Below are 19,980 nucleotides of genomic sequence, written 5' to 3'. Positions count from 1 at the left end.
GGTCTTCCGCATGCGAGCCATAGCCGTCGGCGCGTTCCGGGCCGACCCCGCACTGGTGGAGATGCCCAAGCCCGAGCCGGATGCCGGAGAGGTACGGGTCAGGATCGAGTACGCCGCGCTCAACCCGTCCGACTGGCAGGCCGCACAGGGTTCCCCGGACGACGGACCGGCACCGCGCGTGTTCCCGATGGTCATCGGCGTGGACTTCGCGGGCCGGGTGGACATGATCGGCAGCGGCGAGAACCGCTTCCGGGTCGGCGACCAGGTCTTCGGCCGGGTCCCCCGGGCGAACGCCGCCGGGGGCGGCACGTACTGCGACTACGTCTGCGTACCCCAGGACTCCGCCATCACCGCCGTTCCGCCCGGCCTCCCCCTCCGGGCCGCGGCCGCGCTGCCCTCCGCCGGGATGGCCGCAGCCCAGATCCTGGAGACCGCGGTGTTCCGCGGCCACGAGAGTCTGCTGGTCATCGGCGCGGCGGGCGGCGTCGGCAGCTATCTGACCCAGCTCGCCTCGGCCCGCGACGTACGTGTGATCGCCGCCGTGCGCGGCGACGATCACCGGCGGATGACGGAGCTGGGCGCCGCCGTCACGATCGACATCACCGACCGCCCCCTCGGAGCGGCGGTACGGGAGAGCTGCCCTGACGGCGTCGACGCACTGGTCGACCTGGCCTCCGCCACCCCGGGCTCCTTCGCCGCCCATGCCGCGCCGGTCCGCCCCGGCGGCATCGCGCTCACCACCCGGGGCGTGGCCGCCGGGGCCGCCCTGCCCGCGGACGTGACCGGCATCGACTTCCGGCTCGAACCCACCCCGGTCCTGCTGGACGTGCTGGCCGCGGGCGCCGTCGACGCTGTGCTGCGGGTACCCATCGACATCGAGCTCCCGCTGGAGAAGGCCCCGCAGGCCCTGGACCGGAACCGGACGGGCGGCGCACGCGGCAAGACCGTCATCGTGCTCTGAGGCCCGCCCGCACCGCGCTGCCCGCCACGGAGGAGACATCATGGACGACCGCGAACACGACATCATCGACGAGATCGGCGGCCTCGTCTCCGAGGAACGGAGCCTGCGCGACCGCTCCACCCGCGAAATGGGCCTCAGCGCGGAGGAGAAGGCACGGCTGCGTACCGTTGAGACGCGGCTCGATCAGTGCTGGGACCTGATGCGCCGGCTCCGGGCGCTGAGCGAGTACGGCAAGGATCCGGCCACGGCGGAGGTACGGCCCGCCGAAGAGGTCGAGGACCACCGCAGCTGAACGCACGACTCAGGGGGACGCGTTGACCGATACGGAGACCGCATCCGGACGGCGGCGCGTGACGCCACCTGCCTGGCTGCTGAGCGGCCTGCGCCCGCAGTCGTCCACGCCCATCGCCTGGGCGGCGGTCGCGCGCGCCTCCATTTCCCTGGCCGCGCCGCTCGCCGTCGGCTTCGCGCTGGACCGGCCCGCATACGGCGCGCTCGTCTCCATGGGCGCGCTCTCCGGCGTCATCGGCGACACCGCCGACGCGTACCGGATGCGCATACTCAACATCGCCGTCCCGCAGCTCTTCGGCGCGCTCGGCATCATGCTCGGCACGCTGGTGTACGGAACGGGCTGGGCGGCCGTCGCCGCACTGACCCTGGTCGGCCTGGTCTCCGGAATGATGTCGACGATCGGCGCCATCGCCTCCGTGTCCGGGCTGCTGCTCCTGCTCAACGCGGTGGTCGGCGCCGGGCTCCCGATGCCGCAACCCTGGTGGGTGGCACCGCTGCTGCTCACGGTCGGCGGACTGTTCGTCCTCGCCCTGACCCTGCTGGCCTGGCCGCTGCGGCGGAAGCTTCCGGAGCGGGTCGCGGTCGCGAACACCTATCTCGCGGCCGCCGACCTGCTCGCCGCCGCGGGCACCGACGCGTACGAGGAGCAGCGGCACGCCGTCACCCAGTCCCTCAACACGTCCTACGACCTGATCCTGGCCCGCCGGGCCCGTTACCACGGCCGCAGCAACGCCATGGTGCGGCTGCTCGCCCAGCTCAACGTCGTCATCCCGCTCATCGAGGCGGCCCCCGCCGTCCATGTGCGCCGGCTCACGCTCCCGGACGAGATCCCGGCGGCGGTACGCGAACTGGCCGCCGCCGTCGAGGAGAGCCGCACCGGCCGCCCCGAACTCACCCTGCCCGCACCGGACTCACCCGCCACCCGGGCGGTGGACAGCGCTTTGCGGCACGCGGCGGTCGTCGTGCACAAGGCCGACCCGGACCCGTACAACGTCGACGACCGGCTCGGCCGCCCCGCCGCGCTCGGGGTGCGGATCCGGCGGGCCGCCCGCGACGTACTGCTCTCCGGGGCCTCGTGGCGCTACGGGCTGCGCCTGGCGCTGTGCATCGGCCTGGCCCAGGCGCTGACCTCGCTGATCGCGGTGCCGCGCTCCTACTGGGTCGCACTGACCGTCACCTTCGTCCTCAAGCCGGACTTCGGCTCGGTGTTCTCGCGGGCCGTGCTGCGGTCGGTGGGCACCGCGGCCGGGCTCGTGATCGCCGCGCCGGTGCTCGCCGCGGTGCCGGTCGGCTGGTGGGACGTGCCGGTGATGGTGGTGCTCGCCGCGCTGATCCCGGCGCTGACGGCGAAGGGCTACGCCTTCCAGACCGCGGCCATCACCCCGGTCATCCTGCTCCTGTCCGACCTGCTGAACCACCAGGGCTTCCACCTGGTCTGGCCGCGGTTCCTGGACAGTCTGATCGGCTGCGCGATCGTGCTGGTGGCGGGCTATCTGCTGTGGCCGGAGAGCTGGCACGTACGGATCGGGCACCGGCTCGCGGACGCGGTGACGGACATCGCCGACTACGTGGCGTACGCCTTCGAGCCGGGCAGCTTTGGCGACCGGGCGGAACGGGTGCGGGCCCGGCGCCGGATCTACCGCGAGATGTCGGTCGTGCGTTCCGAATTCCAGCGCGCCCTGACGGAACCGCCCCCGGTCGGCACCCGGGCCGCCGCCTGGTGGCCGCTGGTCGTCGCGGTCGAACGCATCGTGGACGCGACGACGGCGGCCCGGGTCCGTGTCAATCACGGAGCACCCGAGCCACCGCCGGCGGAGGTCGCGGAGATCCGGCGGCAGCTGCGGGAGCTGGCCGACGGGATCCGCGCGAGCGAGGTCCTGGTGGGGGTGCGCGCCGAACTTCCGGGCGACGAGGAGGGCGTACTGGCTCCGCTGCGCCAGGAGGTGGCGGCGGCGCGGGCGATCGCCTCGCCCCAGCCTTAGCGGGACCTCACCGCGTGGGGCCTCACCGCGTGGGGCCGTCGCGCCGTGAGGCCTCGCGGGCCGACGCCTCACGGGCCGAGGGGCCGGCGCCGCGCAGCCGCTCCATCTCGCGCCGGTCCCGCTTCGTCGGCCGCCCCGCGCCCCGGTCCCGGACCGGGACCTGGACCGCCGCCTCGCGCGGCGGCGGGGGCGGGCTGTTGTCGATGAAGCACTCCGCCGCGACCGGCGGGCCGACCCGCTTCTTGACGATCTTCGACACGACCACGATCCGGTCGCGGCCGGCGTGCCGGAGCCGTACCTCGTCGCCGACCCGCACCGCCTGGGCGGGCTTGGCGCGCTCACCGGCGACCTTCACATGACCCGCGCGGCAGGCGGCAGTGGCCTGCGAACGGGTCTTCGTCAACCGGACCGACCAGATCCAGACGTCGACCCGAACACTGCCTTCCGCCTGCGGCGCCTCACCGGAAACCATGTCTCCGACTGTAGGGCCTGTCCGGCGGATCAGCCGAAGTCGCTGATCACTTCGGACAGTCCTCGTCCTCCTGCGCGTCCGAGACGCCGGTGACGGCCTGCGGCACCCACTCCGAGGAGGTGGCGTCGTCACTCTTCCAGCAGACCCGGTGGTTGACCGCCAGATCGGGGCCGTAGATACCGGCGGCCCCGCACTCGCCCTCCCACCCGGCGGGCCTGTTGGCCTGTTCCATCAGCTCGGTGAGGCCCTGCTTGGGCAGTGCGTCGTCCAGCTTCGTGACGAGGCCGGAGATGTCGGTGCCCTTCACCAGCTCGAAGTCTGCGGGCCGTCCCGGCACGTGAGCGGCGGCGGGCGCGGAGACGCCCGGGGCGGGGGAGGCGGCCGCGCGGCCGGCGGTTCCGGCGAAGTCGTCCTGCTCGCCCTCGGATTCATTGTCGAACCCGTCGTCCGGCATGCCCTCGCTGCCCGGTACGGGAACGTCCGCGGCCCTCGCCGCGGACGGCGGGGCGGAAGCCGGAGCAGCCGCGGCACCGACCGCCGGAACGAGGCCGGAAAGCATCGCCCCTGCCGCGACGGCACAGGCGGCAAAACGTGTTCTACAGGATGGTTTTCCCATGAAGGATCCCGTCTTGACAACGCAGGCGAACAACGGACAACGGTGTGCCTGACTAAGCGTCAGGCACACCGTCCGTTCACGTTGACAAGGCGACTCAGGAGCGAGTGCGCACATTTGAACGACGCACATCAGGCCCGCACGGCACACGCACAGGACTCGTTCAGGGATCGGTTCCGGCTCAGTTCCCACACGGGCGGGCCGCACCACCGAAGGGCCGGATCCGGCCGCTAACCTTACGTATCCGCCCTGGCCAGGGATCAATTCCCACAGGCCGGGCATTTCTCGCACCCAACTCACGCGAAAGGCCTCGCCCATGGGCATTCGGAGCTTGCTGCGCAAGGTGTTCGGCCGTGACCACGCGGAGCAGGACGCGCCGACGGCCACGGTCCCGCCCCAGACCGAACGCTCCGCCCCCGCGGAGCCGGAGCCGGTCAAGGCGACGGAGACGGAGACGGCGGACGAGCAGGCCGCAGAGCCGGCCCCGGTGCTCGAAACCGCCCCCGCCGCCAAGGCTTCGGGACCGGCCCCCGCCTCCCCCCGGTCCACCGACAACAGCGGCCTGGCCTCGGACCTGGTGGCGGCCGCCTTCGACAAGCCGTCCCGCCCCACGGTCCCGCCCCAGGGTTCGGCCCCGAAGCCGGAGGTGACGGAGCCGGCGGAGCCGGAGGCGAAGGCGGGGGCCGTCGAGGCGACCGTCGAGGCGGAGGTGAAGGCCGTCGAGGCTACGGAGCCGGAGCCGGAGGTGAAGGCGGAGGTCGTCGAGACGCCCGTCGAGGCGGAGGCCGTGGAGACGTCCGCCAAGCCGGAGGCCGTGGAGACGCCCACCGAGGCGGAGCCGGTGGCTGAGCCCGAGCAGATGGTCGAGCCCGTAGCCGAGCCCGAGCCCGTAGCCGCCGAGGCTGAGCCGAAGGTTGAGGCGCAGACCGGGCCGGTCGAGGCCGAGGTGAAGCCCGAGGCGGTAGAGGCCGAGGTGAAGCCCGAGGCGGAGCCGGAGCTGGTGAAGGCGGAGCCGGAGGTCGAGGCGCAGGCCGCGGCGGCCGAGCCGGTCGAGCCGGTCGAGGCGGAGCCGGAACCGGAACCGGCCAAGGCCGAGGTCGAGGCCCCCGTCGAGCCCGAGGCGGAACCGGAACCCGTCAAAGCCGAGGCGGAACCGGAACCCGTCGAGCCCGAGGCGGAAACCAAGCCCGAGCCCGCCCCCGCGTCCACCCCCAAGCCCGCCATCACCCTCGCCCGGGTCAAGTCGCGCGCCCCCGGGCTCGTCGACTCGTACAAGGCCGCCCAGGCCGGGCTGAAGGCCCACGGGCTGACCGGGCTGCGGGCCACCGTCTACCTGGTCCTCGACCGCTCCGGTTCCATGCGGCCGTTCTACAAGGACGGCAGCGCCCAGCACCTGGGCGACCGCACCGTCGCACTCGCCGCGCACCTGGACGAGAACGCGAACGTCCCCGTCGTCTTCTTCTCGACGGACATCGACGGCACCGGCACGGTCGGCCTCGACGACCACGAGGGCCGGATCGACGAGCTGAACGCGGGCCTCGGCCGCCTCGGCCGTACGAACTACCAGCGCGCCGTCGAAGAGGTCGTCGCGCACTACGAGAAGTCGGAGGCGACCGGCCCCGCCCTGGTGATCTTCCAGACGGACGGCCCGCCGGACGCCAAGCAGGCCGCCAAGCAGGCACTGGCCGACGCGGCCCGGCTGCCGCTGTTCTTCCAGTTCGTCGCGTTCGGCGAACAGGACGCCAAGGGCTTCGACTTCCTGCGCAAGCTGGACGCCCCGAACACCGGCTTCTTCCACGCGGGCCCCGCCCCCCGCGAGGTCGCGGACACCACGTTCTACCGCGAGGTCCTCGCCGCGCTCCCCGCCTGGATCGCGGCCCGCGACACCGCGGCCGACGCCTGATCGACCGGCAGACGTACGGTCACGGCGAGCCCGCCCCCGGGGCCCGGCACCGCCGTGACCGTACCGCCGTGCGCGACGGCGATGGAGCGCACGATCGAGAGGCCGAGCCCCGACCCCCGGCCCATCCGGTCCCTGCCCTCACCCCGCCGGAACGGCTCGAACAGCCCGGGAATGTCCGCCGCGTCCACCACGGGCCCGGTGTTGCGCACCTCCAGCAGCGCCCCACCGCCGGCCGTCACCAGTGACACGTCCACCGTCCCGTCCGGCACGTTGTACGTGACGGCGTTGGCCAGCAGATTCGCCACCAGCTGCGCGAGCAGCATCCGGTTCCCCCGCACCGTGCAGAAGTGGGAGTCGGCCCGCACACCCGGGTGCCGGGCCGTCTCCTCCGCCACCACCTGAGCGAGATCCACCGTCTCCCGCTCGCCCTCGGCGAGCCCGCGCTCACTGCGGGCCAGGACCAGCAGACCCTCGATGAGCCGCTCGCTGCGCCGGTTGTTGTCCAGGAGCGTCTGCCGGGTCCGTACGAGATCCTCCGGGGACGGGTCGTCCAGACCGATCTGGATCGCCGCCCGCTGGGTGGCGAGCGGGGTCCGCAGCTCGTGGGAGGCATTGGCGATGAACCGCCGCTGGCTGTCGAACGCCTTCTCCAGCCGGGCCAGCAGCGCGTCGAGCGTGTCGCCGAGCTCCTTCAGCTCGTCGTCGGGCCCGCTGGACGCGATCCGCTCGTGCAGATTGTGCTCGGAGAGGCGGCGCGCCTTCGCGGTCATGGCGTGGACGGGGCGCAGCACCCGCCCCGCGGTCCACCAGCCCACACCGACCGCGCAGGCCGTCATGACGAGCAGCGACGCCGCGGACCAGACGAGCAGCTGGTGTCCGGCCGCGTCGCTGACATGGTCGGTGAGGTCGTAGACGGTGGGCGGCCCGAGATTCCGCCGGGTGACGAGCGGTCCGTTCACCGCGTAGCCGGGCTGGACGACCGCGGCCGTACGGGCGATGTCGCGCGCCTGGGAGTCCGTACCGGCGCGGGAGGCGAGGTTGACGGTGACGAGCAGCGCCGTGCCGAGAACCAGGAACACTCCCCCGTACACGAGCGCGATCCGGGTCCGGATCCGGGAGTGCGGCACCTGCGCGAGGCGCTTCACAGTGCGTACCCCACGCCCTGCACCGTACGGATCAGTGCCGGTTCGCCGAGCTTCCCGCGAAGCTTGCTCATGCAGACGCGGACGGCGCCGGTGAAGGGGTCGGCGTTGGCGTCCCAGGCCCGCTCCAGCAGTTCCTCGGCGCTGACGGTCCCGCCGTCGGCCTCCAGCAGCAGCTGGAGCACGGTGAACTCCTTCGGCGAGAGGTCCAGCTCCTGCCCGTCCCGCGAGGCGGTGCGCCGTACGGTGTCGAGCCGGACGCCGTGCCGTTCCAGCTGCGGCGGCACGGGGCGGGCGCTGCGCCGCCGCAGCGCCCGTACCCGCGAGACCAGCTCGGGGAATTCGAAGGGCTTGCCCAGGTAGTCGTCGGCGCCGAGGTCGAGTCCGGCGACCCGGTCCTCCATGGAGCCGGCGGCGGTGAGCATCAGGATCCTGGTCCGGGCGCCGGAGGCGACCAGCCTCCGCGCCACGTCGTCGCCGTGCACCCGTGGCAGGTCGCGGTCGAGGACGACGACGTCGTAGTCGTGCAGCCCGAGGTAGGCGAGGGCGGCGTCACCGCTGTACACCGTGTCGACGGCGAACCCGGCCCGCCGCAGCCCGGTGGCGACCAGCTCCGCCAGGATCTCCTCGTCCTCGGCGACCAGTACCCGCATCGTGATGTCCCCTGCCTCGTACACGCGTGTCCACTCCCTCCCAGGATGCGTCTTTGTTACGGGAAGGGATGTTTCGCAAAGGTCTCCATGCCGGTGGCCGGGTTTATCTGTGTGAGTTGATCTCCCGCAGGCCGTTAGGATTTCGACCATGGCGGCCACTGGATCCGAGAAGCAAGGGGGCGACGGCGTGAAGAATTTCTACGTATCGACCCCCATCTACTACGTCAACGACGCTCCTCACCTGGGCCACGCCTACACGACCGTCGCAGGCGACGTGCTCACGCGCTGGCACCGCCAGCGCGGCGAGAAGGTGTGGTACCTCACCGGCACGGACGAGCACGGTCAGAAGATCATGCGCACTGCCGAGGCGAACAAGGTCACCCCGCAGGAGTGGTGCGACAAGCTCGTCGAGGAGGCCTGGAAGCCCCTCTGGGAGCACCTGCACATCGCGAACGACGACTTCATCCGTACGACGGAGAAGCGCCACACCGACCGGGTGCAGGAGTTCGTGCAGGACCTGTACGACAAGGGTGAGATCTACAAGGGCGGCTACGAGGGCCCGTACTGCGTGGGCTGCGAGGAGTACAAGCTCCCCGGCGACCTCGTGGAGGACGAGAACGGCGTCAAGCTGTGCCCGATCCACAAGAAGCCGGTGGAGATCCTCAAGGAGGAGAACTACTTCTTCAAGCTGAGCGCCTACGGCCCGAAGCTGATGGAGTTCTACGCGAACAACCCGGGCTTCATCCAGCCCGAGTCCGCCCGCAACGAGGTCGTGAACTTCGTCAAGCAGGGCCTCCAGGACCTCTCCATCTCCCGCTCGACCTTCGACTGGGGCGTCCCGGTGCCGTGGGACGAGAAGCACGTCATCTATGTGTGGGTCGACGCCCTGCTGAACTACGCCACGGCGGTCGGCTACGGCGCCGACCAGGAGAAGTTCGACGGGACGTTCCCCGCCGATGTGCACCTGGTGGGCAAGGACATCCTCCGCTTCCACGCGGTGATCTGGCCCGCGATGCTGATGGCGCAGGGTCTGCCGCTGCCGGGCCGGATCGCGGCCAACGGCTGGCTGATGGTCGGCGGCGAGAAGATGTCGAAGTCGAACCTGACGGGCATCAAGCCGCAGGACCTGACCTCGCACTTCGGCGTGGACGCATACCGCTGGTACTTCCTGCGCGCCATCGCGTTCGGCAGCGACGGCTCGTTCTCCTGGGAGGACTTCTCGGCCCGCTACACCTCCGAGCTCGCCAACGACTACGGCAACCTCGCCTCGCGCGTCGCGGCGATGGTCGGCAAGTACTTCGGCGGGGCACTCCCGGAGGCCACCGCAGCGGGTGACGCCGAGCAGGCGGTCCAGGAGGGTCTGGCGAAGGCCGTCGCCGCGGCCGACGAGAAGATCGGCGAGGAGCTGGACTTCCAGGCCGGCATCCTGGCGATCTTCGACTTCGTGAAGCAGGTCAACGGCTACATCACGGAGCAGGAGCCCTGGAAGGTCGCCAAGACTGCATTCTCTGATGCTGCTGACGCAGCGGGCTCCCCCGAGAGCCAGGCCCGGCTCGCCACGATCCTCTACACGGCCGCCGAGTCGCTGCGCGGTGTCGCCGTCCTGCTGAACGCCGTGATGCCGGAGACCTCGCAGAAGCTGTGGGAGTCCCTGGGCGCCGAGGAGTCCCTGGGCGCCCTGGCCGACCAGCGCGTCCAGGACGCCGGCAGCTGGGGCCGGCTCCCGGCGGGCTCGACGGTGACGAAGGGCGCGGTGCTGTTCCCGCGCCTGGAGGAGAAGGCCGCGTAGGCGGCACTCGCGTACACACGGCGAAGGGCGGGACCGCGCTGTCGGTCCCGCCCTTCGCCGTACTGCCGCTCGTGGTCAGCGGACCCAGTTCTTCAGCGGTTCGGTGTCGAGTTCGATGCCCACCGGGTCGGGGAGCTCGACGGTCTTCCCGTACGGCACCGTCACCACCTGCTCGTACCGCACCCCGTCGGGCTGCGAGTGCACCTTGACCTCACAGGTACCGCGGTCGATGAGCAGGTAGACGGGAATGCCGGTCTCGGCATACGCGCGCGGCTTCTCGACCCGGTCCCGGCGGTCGGTGTCCTCGTCGTACGAGGTGACCTCGACGACCATCAGGACGCCGTCGGGGCTGGCCCATTCGCCTTGGCCGACGAAATTGTCGAGCGGGGCGAGTGCGCCGTCCGGGCGGGCGTTGCCCTTGCTGTGCGTCTCGATGTGCAGCCCCTGTCCGGCGAAGAGCCAATGGCCCTGGTCGGCCTGCACGCACAGACACGTCGTCAGCCATTCGACGACCCGCCCGCGACTTCCGTACGGCCGAACCTTGAAGGCCGGCTTCCCGTTCAAGAACTCCAGCCACGGTGCTTCCTCGACCCGCCGAGCATGTCCGGCGAGATCCTCGAAGGCCTCCTGGGTGAGCCCGCACCGCTCGACCACACTGCCTCCTGGAGGAAAACCGTCCGCGTCCAGAGTACGGGCCCACCTCCCGGCCCGTATCCCGTTCACCGCTCCAGGGCCTCCGCGTCGCCCATCACGACGACCGGTTTCTTCGCCGGGTCGAGGGTGCTCAGGAGTTCCCGCATCCGTTCCAGGGGGAGGGAGATGCAGCCCTGGGTCGGGCCGCCGTGGTCGACGTGGATCCAGATGCCGCCGCCGCGTTCCTTGCCGAGCGGGCGTTCGGGGTCGAGGGGGGTGACGCCGGGGGTCCGGTTGTAGTCGACGGCGATGACGTAGTCGAAGGACCCTTCGAGCGGCTCCCCGTCGAAGCCCTCGCCGCTCACCACGAACGCCGGGTTCCGGTCATAGGGGAGCGCTGTCTCGGGAGGGTCGTACAGGCCGCCCGCGTGCGTCAGCCCGTAGACCCCGACCGGGGAACGGAGGTCGTTCTCCCAGTGCTCGTCGGTCCAGCCGTTCAGCGCGTTGTGGGCCGGCCAGCGGGTGGTGACGGGCAGCCATCCCAGGGCCGGGTTGTCGCGGGCGTAGAGGACCGCGGTGGACCGGCTGGAGTCGTAGCCGTCGCCGGTGACGACGAAGACCTGTTTGGAGGACGCCGGGATCGCGGCCCGGGTCTTCGGTCCCAGCGCTGGAATCTCTCGCGGCCGGACGACCGGCGCGTACGGCCCGGGGGCGGCCCGTCTGCGTACCCCGTCGGCCTGCGGACCCGCGACACCGGAGGAAACCGAGGAGGACGCCCGGACGGCCGGTTTTCCGGTGGCGGTATCGGAGGTGGTGTCGCCGCACGCGGTGAGCAGCAGCAGCGCGGCGGCACAGGTACCGGCGTGGACGGCGTACGGGGGACGCCGGAGGGACGACGGACGGAACACGGACACAGGAACTCCTCAGCGGCAATGGGGTGACGGCGGCACGGGCGAGCTCCCCGTCACGCCTCTTGCCGCCGCCCCCAGTTAACGCCGCGTCGCGCGAGCGCGAATCCGTACGGGGCCATACGGCTGTATCCCCCGCCGGACACTTGCGCCGAAGGGCCCCGAAGCCGTCCCGTGCATGTACGTTCCGGGTCCTTCCCCTCCGCGGGGGAACGGAGGTTCGACCTTCGCCGAGTCGAGGATCGCGAACTCCGCGACGAAGAACTGCCCGATATGACAGGTGTGCCCGCCCTCGTACCCGGCGTGCAGCACGCTGCGGGTCAGTCGTGTGCGTGGGTGCAGACGTCGACTGCGGCAACATGCCTGCGCACATGTTGGCCGTCCACGACGAGGGCGTATGAGCAACCGTCGAAGGCCGTCCGGAAGCGATGTCACCGGCGGAACCTGTGCCCGGCTCCGCCCACGTCATCTTCACCCGCGCCGACACGCCCACGATCCCCGCTCCCCGAGAGAATAATGGTTGCGAAAGCAACTTCATGCCGTCCAGCGGATCCCGCAGCAAGCCTTATCAGTCAACCTCAGTACCGATTTCAGACAGGAACGCTTCGCGCCGTGAACGTTTCCTCATGCTAAGACACCCTTGACCACGATCAGCCATCAAGTTCTTGGGGGAAACATGCGCATGCGCGCATCGCACAGACGCATCGTCGTCTCGGTATTAGCCACAGCGCTGCTGTCCGCCGGCACTGCCGCGTCAGCGGATTCTGCGAACCAACCTTCGACGGCGCCGGATTCAGGCCAACTCTCTCTGTTGGCCGAGCGCTACCTGCAGCAGCGTGCCGATGCGCTGACCACGAACCCGGCGCGGTTGCGTTCGGCTGACGTCCTGTCCGCGGCCACGGGGCCGATGAGGGCCGAACTACAGCGTGACCTTGCCGCACTGGCCCGAAAGGGCAACGTCTACAAGAAGGCCGACGGCGGCTATACGTACGCCGAGGTCGACGTGACCGTGCTCGACACGACAACCAACGGGGACACCACGACCTCGCACATCACCGAGTACGGACGCCTCCATCTTCCGTTCACCGCAGCCGAGGTGGCCGACGGGGCTCCGGAGTACGAGGAGTACTCAGTCCCCCACACACTGACGTTCACGCGGAACACGTCCGGCGCATGGCTGCTGGCAAAGGACAAGGCCGAGGTCGATGGCGGGCCCGCGCCAAGCACTCAGATCGCCGACCCTGCCGACGCCCCGGCTCCGGATTCGGAGAACGAAGGCGACAAGGGCACGGCCTCCGCGACAACCGAACTTCTGTGAGGGAAACATGAACAGGCGCTACTTCGCCGGCGTCGCCCTCGCCGCCCTGCTCGGCCTGGCCGGGTGCAACAGCGGCGACTCCGAGCCGAAGGCAGGCAGTGACCGCGAGACGGTCGAGGCGTACATCACCGCGCTCAACGAACGTGATACGGAAGCTCTGTTGAAGCTGGACGGGGCAACCGGCCCGGCTGCTGAGCGGGATGCCGAGAAGGTCATCGAGGAGAAGGGCGGCCGCGGCCTCGTGGTCGACGACATCCGGATCGACTACGATCTCGGTCCCGATGTCGGGTCCGCGAAAATCACCGCCAAGGACAACAAGGGCGCCGACTACAGCGAGAGTCTCACCATCACCCGCGACGGCGGCAAGTGGTACCTCACCGTTTTGCCGGCGCCGGAGCAGGACCGGAGCGGAAAGACGCCGGCCGAGACGGGTGAGCCGTCCGACGGCACCGGCCCGTCGAAGTCCGTGCCCGGCTGACCCAAGCACCCACGAGGGGGCGCGGACGCACTCTCCGGCTGTGGCCCTGGTGTAGCCCATGCAGCGGAGGGGATCCTGGCGGAGCTGGGGGCAACGCCTGAGGGGCGAGGATCCGGGGCGTAGCGTATTCGTCCGACACCGGTTCGCGGTCACAAGTGCTGCCTCGTCCCCGTCCGCGGCTCACCCGTCGAGGAACTCCGCGCACCGGTAGGGGCCCAGCGCGGGGCCCTCGGACGGGCGCAGGGTGACCTCGACGTCGTCGGTCCTGACCTTCGGTTCGAGTACGGACTGGGCGCGCGCCAGCGTGCACACCAGCTGACCTGTGCCCAGGTCGCGTCCCGACTCCGCGTACAGGCCCTCCAGCCGCACCGTGACCCGGGTGCCCGAGCCGGTCGCCGAGTAGCCGCCGAGGTGGACCAGGGAGGTGAGCCCGCCCTGATCGGCGGGCGGCATCCTCGCGCCGAGCAGCTTCAGCACGCTGTCGAGGTCCTTGACCTCCTGGTCGATCAGCGGCACCGCGCGCAGCCCGCTCGCCGACGCGTAGTACAGCCGCATACCGCGCGTCAGACCGGACGCGGGCTCGCCCGCGCCTATCACCCCGGTCGGCTGGACGCCGCAGCCCACGAGGGCGGCCCCCAGCGCGGCGACCGCGATGCCCTGTCGGAGCTTCACTCCGTGTCCTCTCCCGTACGTCGCAGGGGCAGCCGCAGGGTGAACACCGCGCCGTGCCCCGGTCCACCGGCCGCGCCCGCCGCGCCCGCCGCGCCCGCCGCGTTGGCCGCGTTGGCCGCGTTGGCCGCCTCGATCGTGCCGCCGTGCAGGAGGGCGTTCTCCAGCGCGATCGCCGTGCCCAGGCCGCTGCCCTGTCCGCTGTCGTCGGCCGCGCCGCGGGTGCGGGCCGCGTCCGCCTTGTAGAACCGGTCGAAGACCCGCTCCCCCACCCCCGGCGGCAGCCCCGGGCCGTGGTCGGCGACGGACAGCACCACCCACTCGCCGCCCGCCGCGAGAGCCGTCGTGAGGGTCACGGTGACCGGCGGGGCGCCGTGCCGCAGCGCATTGCCCACCAGGTTCGCGACGATCACGTCGATGCGGCGCCGGTCGACCACCGCCCGTACACCCTCGTCGAGCTCCGTCCGTACCCGGTCCGTCCAGCCGCGCAGCGCCAGCGACGCCCGTACGGTGTCGGCGAGGTCGGTCTCCGCCGCGTTCAGCCGGGCCGCCCCGGCGTCGAAGCGGGAGATCTCCATCAGGTCCTCGACCAGACGGGACAGCCGGGCCGTCTCCGCGCCGACGGTACGGGCCGCCCGGGCCGCGTCCGGCGGCAGCTGGTCGGCGTCCTCCTCCAGCACCGTCGCCACCATCGTCATCGCCGCGAGGGGTGTGCGCAGTTCGTGCGACACGTCCGCCACGAAGCGGCGCGCCTTCGCCTCCTGCTCGCGCAGATCCGCGTCGGACGCCTGGAGCGCGTCTGCGGTCTCGTTGAACGTCCGTGCCAGGTCGGCCAGTTCGTCGTGCCCGGTGACGACGACCCGGCTGCCGAGGTCCCCGGCCGCCAGCTCGCGGGTGGCCCGGCCCAGCTTCCGTACCGGACGCAGCACCGTCCCGGCGGCCAGCAGCGCGAGGACGGCGGCCAGCAGCACCACCGGCACGATGCCCGCCCGTACGGAGTCCAGCAGCGCGGCCGTGTCGTCGCGCTCGGCCCGCAGATCGGTGATCGCGTAGACCTCCAGGCCGGAGGTGCTGCGGTCGCCGTCGGCGTACGTCACGGGCATGCCGACGACCAGATAGGGCATGCCCTGCCACTGCACCCGCTGGAACTTGGCGTCGTCGCCGGTCATCACGGCGGCGCGCAGCTCGGCGGTGATCCGCGACGTGGTGTCGGCGAGCGAGTCGGAGACGGCGGACAGATCCTGGTAGCGGGCGACCACGATCTTCCCGCCGATTCCCTCGGACACCTTCGCCGCGAACCGGGACAGCGACCGCTGGTCGGGCGGTACGTCGAAGTCGGCGGCCACCGCGCCGACCCGCGCCCGGAGGTCGTTCACGGCCGCGTTCTGGGTGCGCTGGAGGACGGCGGTGCGGGCGTCCCGGTAGGCGAGAGCGGTCGCGGTCACCGCGCTGATGAGGGCGACGACGACGAAGGTGACGACGAGCCGGGTGCGCAGCCCGCCGACGAGGTACCGCGAGCGTCCCTTCGGGGCGGCGGGGCGCCCGGCGCGATCCGTACGGCTCACAGCGGCCCGAAGCGGTAGCCGAAGCCCCGCACCGTCTGGACGTAGCGGGGCTTGGACGCTACGTCCTCCAGCTTGGCGCGCAGCCGGCCGACCGCCGCGTCCACCAGCCGGGAGTCGCCCAGGAAGGTGTGGTCCCAGACGGATGCGAGGAGCTGTTCGCGGCTGAAGACACGGCAGGGTGAGGCCGAGAGCTCCAGCAGCAGCCTCAGTTCGGTGGGCGGCAGCGGAACGGGGGTGCCGTGCTTGGTGACGGTCAGCCCGGCGCGGTCGATCACCAGCCCGGCGAGATCGCCGCCCGCCCCCTGCGCCGGTGCGGACGGTTCCGCGCGCCGCAGCGCGGCCCGGATGCGGGCCTCCAGGACGGGGGCGGTGACCGGCTTGACGACGTAGTCGTCGGCGCCCGCCTCCAGGCCCGCCACGATGTCCTGGTCGTCGCCGCGCGCGGTCAGCATGATGATCGGCAGGGTCGCCGAGCGGGCGCGGATGCGGCGGCACACCTCGAAGCCGTCCATGCCGGGCAGCATCAGGTCCAGCACGGCCAGTTCGACCCGGGCGCCACGCTCCCCGGCCAGCAGGGCGAGGGCCTGCTCGCCGGTGGCGGCGGTGTCCACGCCGTACCCGTGCCGGCGCAGCACGAGCTCCATCCCGTCCCGTACGGACGCGTCGTCCTCGATGAGCAACACATGCGGCATGAGGCCGATTATGGGCACGCCCGGACCGTTCCCGTCTGCTGTGCACGGGGGCGGATGTGCAGGCCGGGGGCATTGTTACGTTCCCATCATGTGGCCATGGACGGGCCATCATCTGCGACGGCGAGCGTGCGGCACATGACCTTCCTCAGGACGAACCGCACCGCGAACGACCGCCCGAACCACCGCCCGAACGCCTGTGCCGCCGGGCTTCGCATGGCCGCCCTCGTGGCCCTGCCCGTACTCGCCCTCTCCGTCGCCTGCGGCGGCGCGGACGACGGCACGGGCGGCACGAAGAAGGACGACGCGATCGCCGACGTACCGCGGACGCAGGCGTCGGGCGCCACGAAGGACGCGGACAAGCCGAGCGCCCCGCCCGCGGGCAAGAGCGCCTTCTACGACGCCCAGATGAAGTACGTCCAGTGCATGCGCGCCAAGGGCGGCTACAAGGACTTCCCCGACCCCAAGCTCAGCGGCTATCTCGACTGGGTGAAGGTCGAGAAGATCGCCTCCCAGCCGGGCCAGAACGAGGCGTACAAGGGCGGGAAGAACCAGGTCTGCGCCCCCGAGATGCAGGCCGCCCTCGCCGTCGAGCCCGAGCGCGACGAGCAGAAGGGGTACGAGTCGATGCTCGCGCACGCCAAGTGCATGCGGGACAACGGTGTCTCCCGGTTCACCAACCCGACCATGAGCGGCGGCCACGCCCAGCCGGGCGGCGACCCGAACCCGGCGTCCCCGGTCCTCGACCCCGAGTCGCCGACGTACAAGAAGGCCCGTGAGGCCTGCCGGTCGAAGCTGATCGACAGCGTGGAGGGCATGCAGTGAAACGCCGCTCCGCACTCCTCGCGCTCGGCGCGGTGAGCGTCGCCGCCGCCGTCGCCGGAGGCGTCCTGCTCCTCGGTGGCGGCGGGGACGCGGGCGCCTCCGGGAGGAGCGGCGATCTGCCGCCCGCCACCGCGGCCGTCGTACGCACCGACCTCGTGCAGTCCAAGACGGTCGACGGCCGGCTCGACTTCGCGCAGCGCCGCGCCGTCAAGTCCGCCGTCGAGGGCACCGTCACGGTCGCCGCCCCCGAGGGGAAGACACTCACCATGGGGCAGGCGCTGTACGAGCTGAACGACAAACCCGTCACCCTCCTCTACGGGCCGGTCCCGATGTTCCGCGAGATGAAGGCCGGCGACCGGGGCAGCGACGTACTCCAGCTGGAGCGCAATCTGCGTGACCTGGGGTACGGGTCGCGGCTGTACGTCGACGTCCGGTACGACGAGGACACCGCGGCCGCCGTCAAGCAGTGGCAGAAGTCCCTGAACCGCGACCCCACCGGCAGGGTCGGCAGGGGCGACGTCGTCTTCCAGCCCGGCCCTGTCAAGGTGGTCTCCGCCGACGCGGCGCTCGCCGACCAGGTCGGCCCGGACGGGCCGGTCCTGACCGTCGCCTCAACCAAGCCCGTCGTGCGGGCGCAGCTCGACCAGAGCGACGGCGCGCTCACCTCACGGGGCACCAAGGTCGAGGTCACCCTGCCGAGCGGGAAGACCGCGGCCGGCCACGTCGCCGGGACGGTGCGTCCCGAGGCGTCCGCGGACGGGGGCGAAACGGGCGCCGAGGACGGCATCACCGTCGAGATCGTCCTGGACGGCGGGGCGGGCACCGCGTCCGGCGAGGACACCAGGGCACCGGCGAGCGTGAAGTTCGTCAGCGAGGCGCACAAAGGGGTCCTCGCGGTCCCCGTCGAGGCGGTCGTCGCACTGCGCGGCGAGGACGGCGGCTACGGCCTCCAGGTCGTCGAGGGCACCACGTCGAGGATGGTGCGGGTGGAGACGGGCATGACCGCCGACGGGCAGATCGAGGTCTCCGGACCGGATGTGCGCGAGGGCCTGAAGGTCGGAGTGGCGAAGTCATGACCCCGGCCCCGGTCATCGAACTGCGGGACGCCGGCAAGTCGTACCCCGGCGGCGTCCATGCCCTGCGCGGCGTGAGCCTCACCGTCGAGGAGGGCGAACTCCTCGCCGTCGTCGGCCCGTCCGGCTCCGGCAAGTCCACCATGCTCAACATCATGGGCACCCTCGACAAGCCCACCACGGGCACCGTCCGGGTAGCCGGGTACGACGTGTCCGGGCTCTCCGACTCCCGGCTCTCCGCGCTGCGCGCCCGCCACATCGGCTTCGTCTTCCAGCACTTCCACCTGGCGGCGGGGCGCGACGCCGTGGACAACGTCGCCGACGGGCTGCTGTACGCGGGCGTCCCGCTGAAGGAGCGGCGCGCCCGTGCGCGGGAGGCGCTCGCCAGGGTGCGGCTGGACCATCGCGGCTCGCACACGCCGAACGAGCTGTCCGGGGGCGAGAAGCAGCGGGTGGCCATCGCCCGCGCCCTGGTGGGGGATCCCCGGCTGCTGCTGGCCGACGAACCGACCGGCGCGCTGGACACCGCGTCCGGCGGGGTCGTCATGGAGCTGCTGCACGAGCTGAACGCGTCCGGCACCACCGTCTGCGTGATCACCCACGACAACGAGATCGCGGACTCGCTGCCGCGCCGGATCCGCTTCAGGGACGGCGAGATCGTCTCGGACCTGCGCTGCGGCGTGCCCTTCGACTCGCGTACGGAAGAGGCCGGCTCATGAAGGACGGCCTCAGGCCCGCCCGCCTCTCCCCCCGTGACGTCCTGCGCGTCGGCTCGGTCGGCCTGCGCGCGCGGCGTGCGCGTGTGGTGCTCTCGGCGCTCGGCATCGCCATCGGCATCGCGACCATGGTCGCGGTCGTCGGGCTGTCCGAGTCGAGCCGCGCGGACCTGATGGCCCGGCTCGACCGCCTCGGCACCAATCTGCTCACCGCCGAGGCGGGCAAGGACGCCATGGGGCAGGAGATCAAGCTCCCCAGGAACGCGGTCGCGATGGTCGAGCGCATCGGCCCGGTGCGGCACGCCACGGCCAGTGCCGACATCGACGCCCGTATCCGCCGCAGCGACGTGGTGCCCGAGGAGCGCACCGCGGGCGTCACCGCCCAGGCGGTCCGCACCGACCTGCTCGCCGCGCTCGGCGGCGAGGTCGACAGGGGCACCTGGCTGACCCCGGCCGGCGAACGGCTCCCGACGACGGTGCTCGGCGCGGTGGCGGCGGAGCGCCTCGGCATCACCCGCACCGGCGAGACGATCATGATGAACGACACCCGCGTGGCCGTCGTCGGCATCCTCGAACCGCTCGAACTGGTCCCCAATCTGGACCGGGTGGCCATGGTCGGATTCCCCGCCGCCGAGCGCTACTTCGGCTTCGACGGCCACCCCACCACGGTCTTCGAGCGCTCCACGGACGCCTCGGTGGCGGACGTACGGGCGGTCCTGGCCCGCACCATCAGCCCCGGCAACGAGATGGGCATCAAGGTCTCCCGGCCCTCGGACGCGCTGGCCGCCAAGGCCGCCACCGACGAGGGCCTGACGACCCTGATGCTCGGCCTGGGCGCGGTGGCCCTCCTGGTCGGCGGTGTGGGCGTCGCCAACACCATGGTCATCTCCGTCCTGGAGCGCCGCCAGGAGATCGGCCTGCGCCGCTCGCTGGGCGCGACCCGGGGTGCGATCCGGCTCCAGTTCCTGACCGAGTCGCTGCTGCTGTCGGCGCTGGGCGGGGCGGCGGGCGCGCTGCTGGGCGCGGCGACGACGTACGGATTCGCATGGTTCCAGGGGTGGACGGCGGTGGTCCCGCCCTGGTCCCTGGCGGGCGGGCTGGCCGCCACGCTCCTGATCGGCGTGGTCGCGGGCCTCTACCCGGCGATCCGCGCCTCCCGTCTCCACCCGACGGTGGCCCTGAACGCGACGTGAGAGGACCCCGGACATGAAACATCCCCCGGCCGGGGTCGGCCGGGGGATGTTTCACGTGGAACCGAAGCGGAACCGTCGACGCTCAGAGCGTCCGGCGATAGGCAGCC

At 71.7% G+C, this 19,980-nt stretch carries 20 protein-coding genes; 11 read left to right on the top strand and 9 right to left on the bottom strand.

Going from position 1 to position 19,980, the window contains the following annotated elements:
- The first annotated feature begins 10 nt into the window (after positions 1 to 10).
- The 3 genes from IE107_RS09670 to IE107_RS09660 are packed head-to-tail and all read left to right on the top strand — an operon-like array spanning position 11 to position 3,234.
- Positions 11 to 961, top strand: a complete 951-nt coding sequence (locus IE107_RS09670) for an NADP-dependent oxidoreductase (protein ID WP_189543193.1) — start codon at positions 11 to 13, stop codon at positions 959 to 961.
- A gap of 40 nt (positions 962 to 1,001) precedes the next feature.
- Positions 1,002 to 1,253, top strand: a complete 252-nt coding sequence (locus IE107_RS09665) for a DUF2630 family protein (RefSeq protein ID WP_189543191.1) — start codon at positions 1,002 to 1,004, stop codon at positions 1,251 to 1,253.
- Positions 1,254 to 1,311: 58 nt separating this feature from the next.
- On the top strand, positions 1,312 to 3,234 hold the full coding sequence (locus IE107_RS09660) for an FUSC family protein (RefSeq protein WP_229866797.1): 1,923 nt from the start codon (positions 1,312 to 1,314) through the stop codon (positions 3,232 to 3,234).
- Positions 3,235 to 3,256: 22 nt separating this feature from the next.
- On the opposite strand, the gene IE107_RS09655 is transcribed toward IE107_RS09660, so the two are convergent.
- Positions 3,257 to 3,706, bottom strand: coding sequence for an RNA-binding S4 domain-containing protein (locus tag IE107_RS09655; protein ID WP_189543189.1), 450 nt, complete (start codon positions 3,704 to 3,706; stop codon positions 3,257 to 3,259).
- Positions 3,707 to 3,752: 46 nt separating this feature from the next.
- Positions 3,753 to 4,265 carry a hypothetical protein gene (locus IE107_RS09650; protein WP_189543187.1) on the bottom strand — a complete coding sequence of 171 codons (513 nt, stop codon included), beginning with the start codon at positions 4,263 to 4,265 and terminating at the stop codon, positions 3,753 to 3,755.
- A gap of 370 nt (positions 4,266 to 4,635) precedes the next feature.
- Between IE107_RS09650 and IE107_RS09645 the strand changes: the two genes are divergently transcribed.
- The gene (locus IE107_RS09645; RefSeq protein ID WP_189543186.1) at positions 4,636 to 6,222 is read left to right on the top strand and encodes a VWA domain-containing protein; all 1,587 of its coding nucleotides are present in this window, start codon (positions 4,636 to 4,638) and stop codon (positions 6,220 to 6,222) included.
- On the opposite strand, the gene IE107_RS09640 is transcribed toward IE107_RS09645, so the two are convergent.
- A complete protein-coding gene (locus tag IE107_RS09640; RefSeq protein WP_189543184.1) occupies positions 6,156 to 7,367 on the bottom strand; it encodes a sensor histidine kinase in 1,212 nt (403 codons plus the stop codon). The two genes, IE107_RS09645 and IE107_RS09640, sit on opposite strands and share 67 nt — an antisense overlap.
- Positions 7,364 to 8,017, bottom strand: coding sequence for a response regulator transcription factor (locus IE107_RS09635; RefSeq protein WP_189543446.1), 654 nt, complete (start codon positions 8,015 to 8,017; stop codon positions 7,364 to 7,366). Before IE107_RS09635 ends, IE107_RS09640 begins: the two co-directional genes overlap by 4 nt.
- 148 nt (positions 8,018 to 8,165) lie before the next feature.
- On the opposite strand from IE107_RS09635, the gene metG reads away from it, so the two are divergent.
- A complete protein-coding gene (gene metG / locus IE107_RS09630; protein WP_189543182.1) occupies positions 8,166 to 9,806 on the top strand; it encodes a methionine--tRNA ligase in 1,641 nt (546 codons plus the stop codon).
- 75 nt (positions 9,807 to 9,881) lie between these two features.
- On the opposite strand, the gene IE107_RS09625 is transcribed toward metG, so the two are convergent.
- Positions 9,882 to 10,460 (bottom strand): Uma2 family endonuclease, encoded by a 579-nt coding sequence (locus tag IE107_RS09625; RefSeq protein WP_189543181.1) that lies wholly within the window; start codon positions 10,458 to 10,460, stop codon positions 9,882 to 9,884.
- Between the two features lie 65 nt (positions 10,461 to 10,525).
- Positions 10,526 to 11,353, bottom strand: a complete 828-nt coding sequence (locus tag IE107_RS09620) for a L,D-transpeptidase family protein (protein ID WP_229866796.1) — start codon at positions 11,351 to 11,353, stop codon at positions 10,526 to 10,528.
- Positions 11,354 to 11,987: 634 nt separating this feature from the next.
- Here IE107_RS09620 and IE107_RS09615 point away from each other — a divergent pair.
- Both IE107_RS09615 and IE107_RS09610 read left to right on the top strand, forming a co-directional pair.
- Entirely contained in the window at positions 11,988 to 12,665 is a 678-nt protein-coding gene (locus IE107_RS09615) for a hypothetical protein (protein WP_189543179.1), read from the top strand.
- 7 nt (positions 12,666 to 12,672) lie between these two features.
- Positions 12,673 to 13,143, top strand: a complete 471-nt coding sequence (locus IE107_RS09610) for a hypothetical protein (RefSeq protein WP_189543178.1) — start codon at positions 12,673 to 12,675, stop codon at positions 13,141 to 13,143.
- Between the two features lie 180 nt (positions 13,144 to 13,323).
- On the opposite strand, the gene IE107_RS09605 is transcribed toward IE107_RS09610, so the two are convergent.
- Genes IE107_RS09605 through IE107_RS09595 form a run of 3 tightly spaced genes read right to left on the bottom strand, consistent with a single transcriptional unit; the run spans position 13,324 to position 16,069 of the window.
- Entirely contained in the window at positions 13,324 to 13,815 is a 492-nt protein-coding gene (locus IE107_RS09605) for a hypothetical protein (RefSeq protein ID WP_189543176.1), read from the bottom strand.
- Positions 13,812 to 15,377: an ATP-binding protein gene (locus IE107_RS09600; protein WP_229866794.1), complete on the bottom strand. Its 1,566-nt coding sequence runs from the start codon at positions 15,375 to 15,377 to the stop codon at positions 13,812 to 13,814. The genes IE107_RS09605 and IE107_RS09600 overlap by 4 nt, the downstream gene beginning before the upstream one ends.
- Entirely contained in the window at positions 15,374 to 16,069 is a 696-nt protein-coding gene (locus IE107_RS09595) for a response regulator (protein WP_189543174.1), read from the bottom strand. Before IE107_RS09595 ends, IE107_RS09600 begins: the two co-directional genes overlap by 4 nt.
- Positions 16,070 to 16,282: 213 nt before the next feature.
- Here IE107_RS09595 and IE107_RS09590 point away from each other — a divergent pair, with 213 nt between their 5' ends.
- From IE107_RS09590 to IE107_RS09575, 4 genes are read left to right on the top strand one after another with little or no spacing between them, the layout of a single operon-like run.
- The gene (locus IE107_RS09590; protein WP_189543443.1) at positions 16,283 to 16,891 is read left to right on the top strand and encodes a hypothetical protein; all 609 of its coding nucleotides are present in this window, start codon (positions 16,283 to 16,285) and stop codon (positions 16,889 to 16,891) included.
- Positions 16,888 to 17,967, top strand: a complete 1,080-nt coding sequence (locus IE107_RS09585) for a peptidoglycan-binding protein (RefSeq protein ID WP_189543172.1) — start codon at positions 16,888 to 16,890, stop codon at positions 17,965 to 17,967. The genes IE107_RS09590 and IE107_RS09585 overlap by 4 nt, the downstream gene beginning before the upstream one ends.
- Entirely contained in the window at positions 17,964 to 18,683 is a 720-nt protein-coding gene (locus IE107_RS09580; RefSeq protein ID WP_189543170.1) for an ABC transporter ATP-binding protein, read from the top strand. Before IE107_RS09585 ends, IE107_RS09580 begins: the two co-directional genes overlap by 4 nt.
- A complete protein-coding gene (locus tag IE107_RS09575; protein WP_189543167.1) occupies positions 18,680 to 19,873 on the top strand; it encodes an ABC transporter permease in 1,194 nt (397 codons plus the stop codon). Before IE107_RS09580 ends, IE107_RS09575 begins: the two co-directional genes overlap by 4 nt.
- The last annotated feature ends 107 nt before the right edge of the window (positions 19,874 to 19,980 follow it).

This window comes from Streptomyces gelaticus, from assembly GCF_014649535.1.
Lineage (GTDB): Bacteria > Actinomycetota > Actinomycetes > Streptomycetales > Streptomycetaceae > Streptomyces > Streptomyces gelaticus.
The sequence above is the reverse complement of the archived record's forward strand: the minus strand, read 5'-3'. Positions and strand labels throughout refer to the sequence as shown.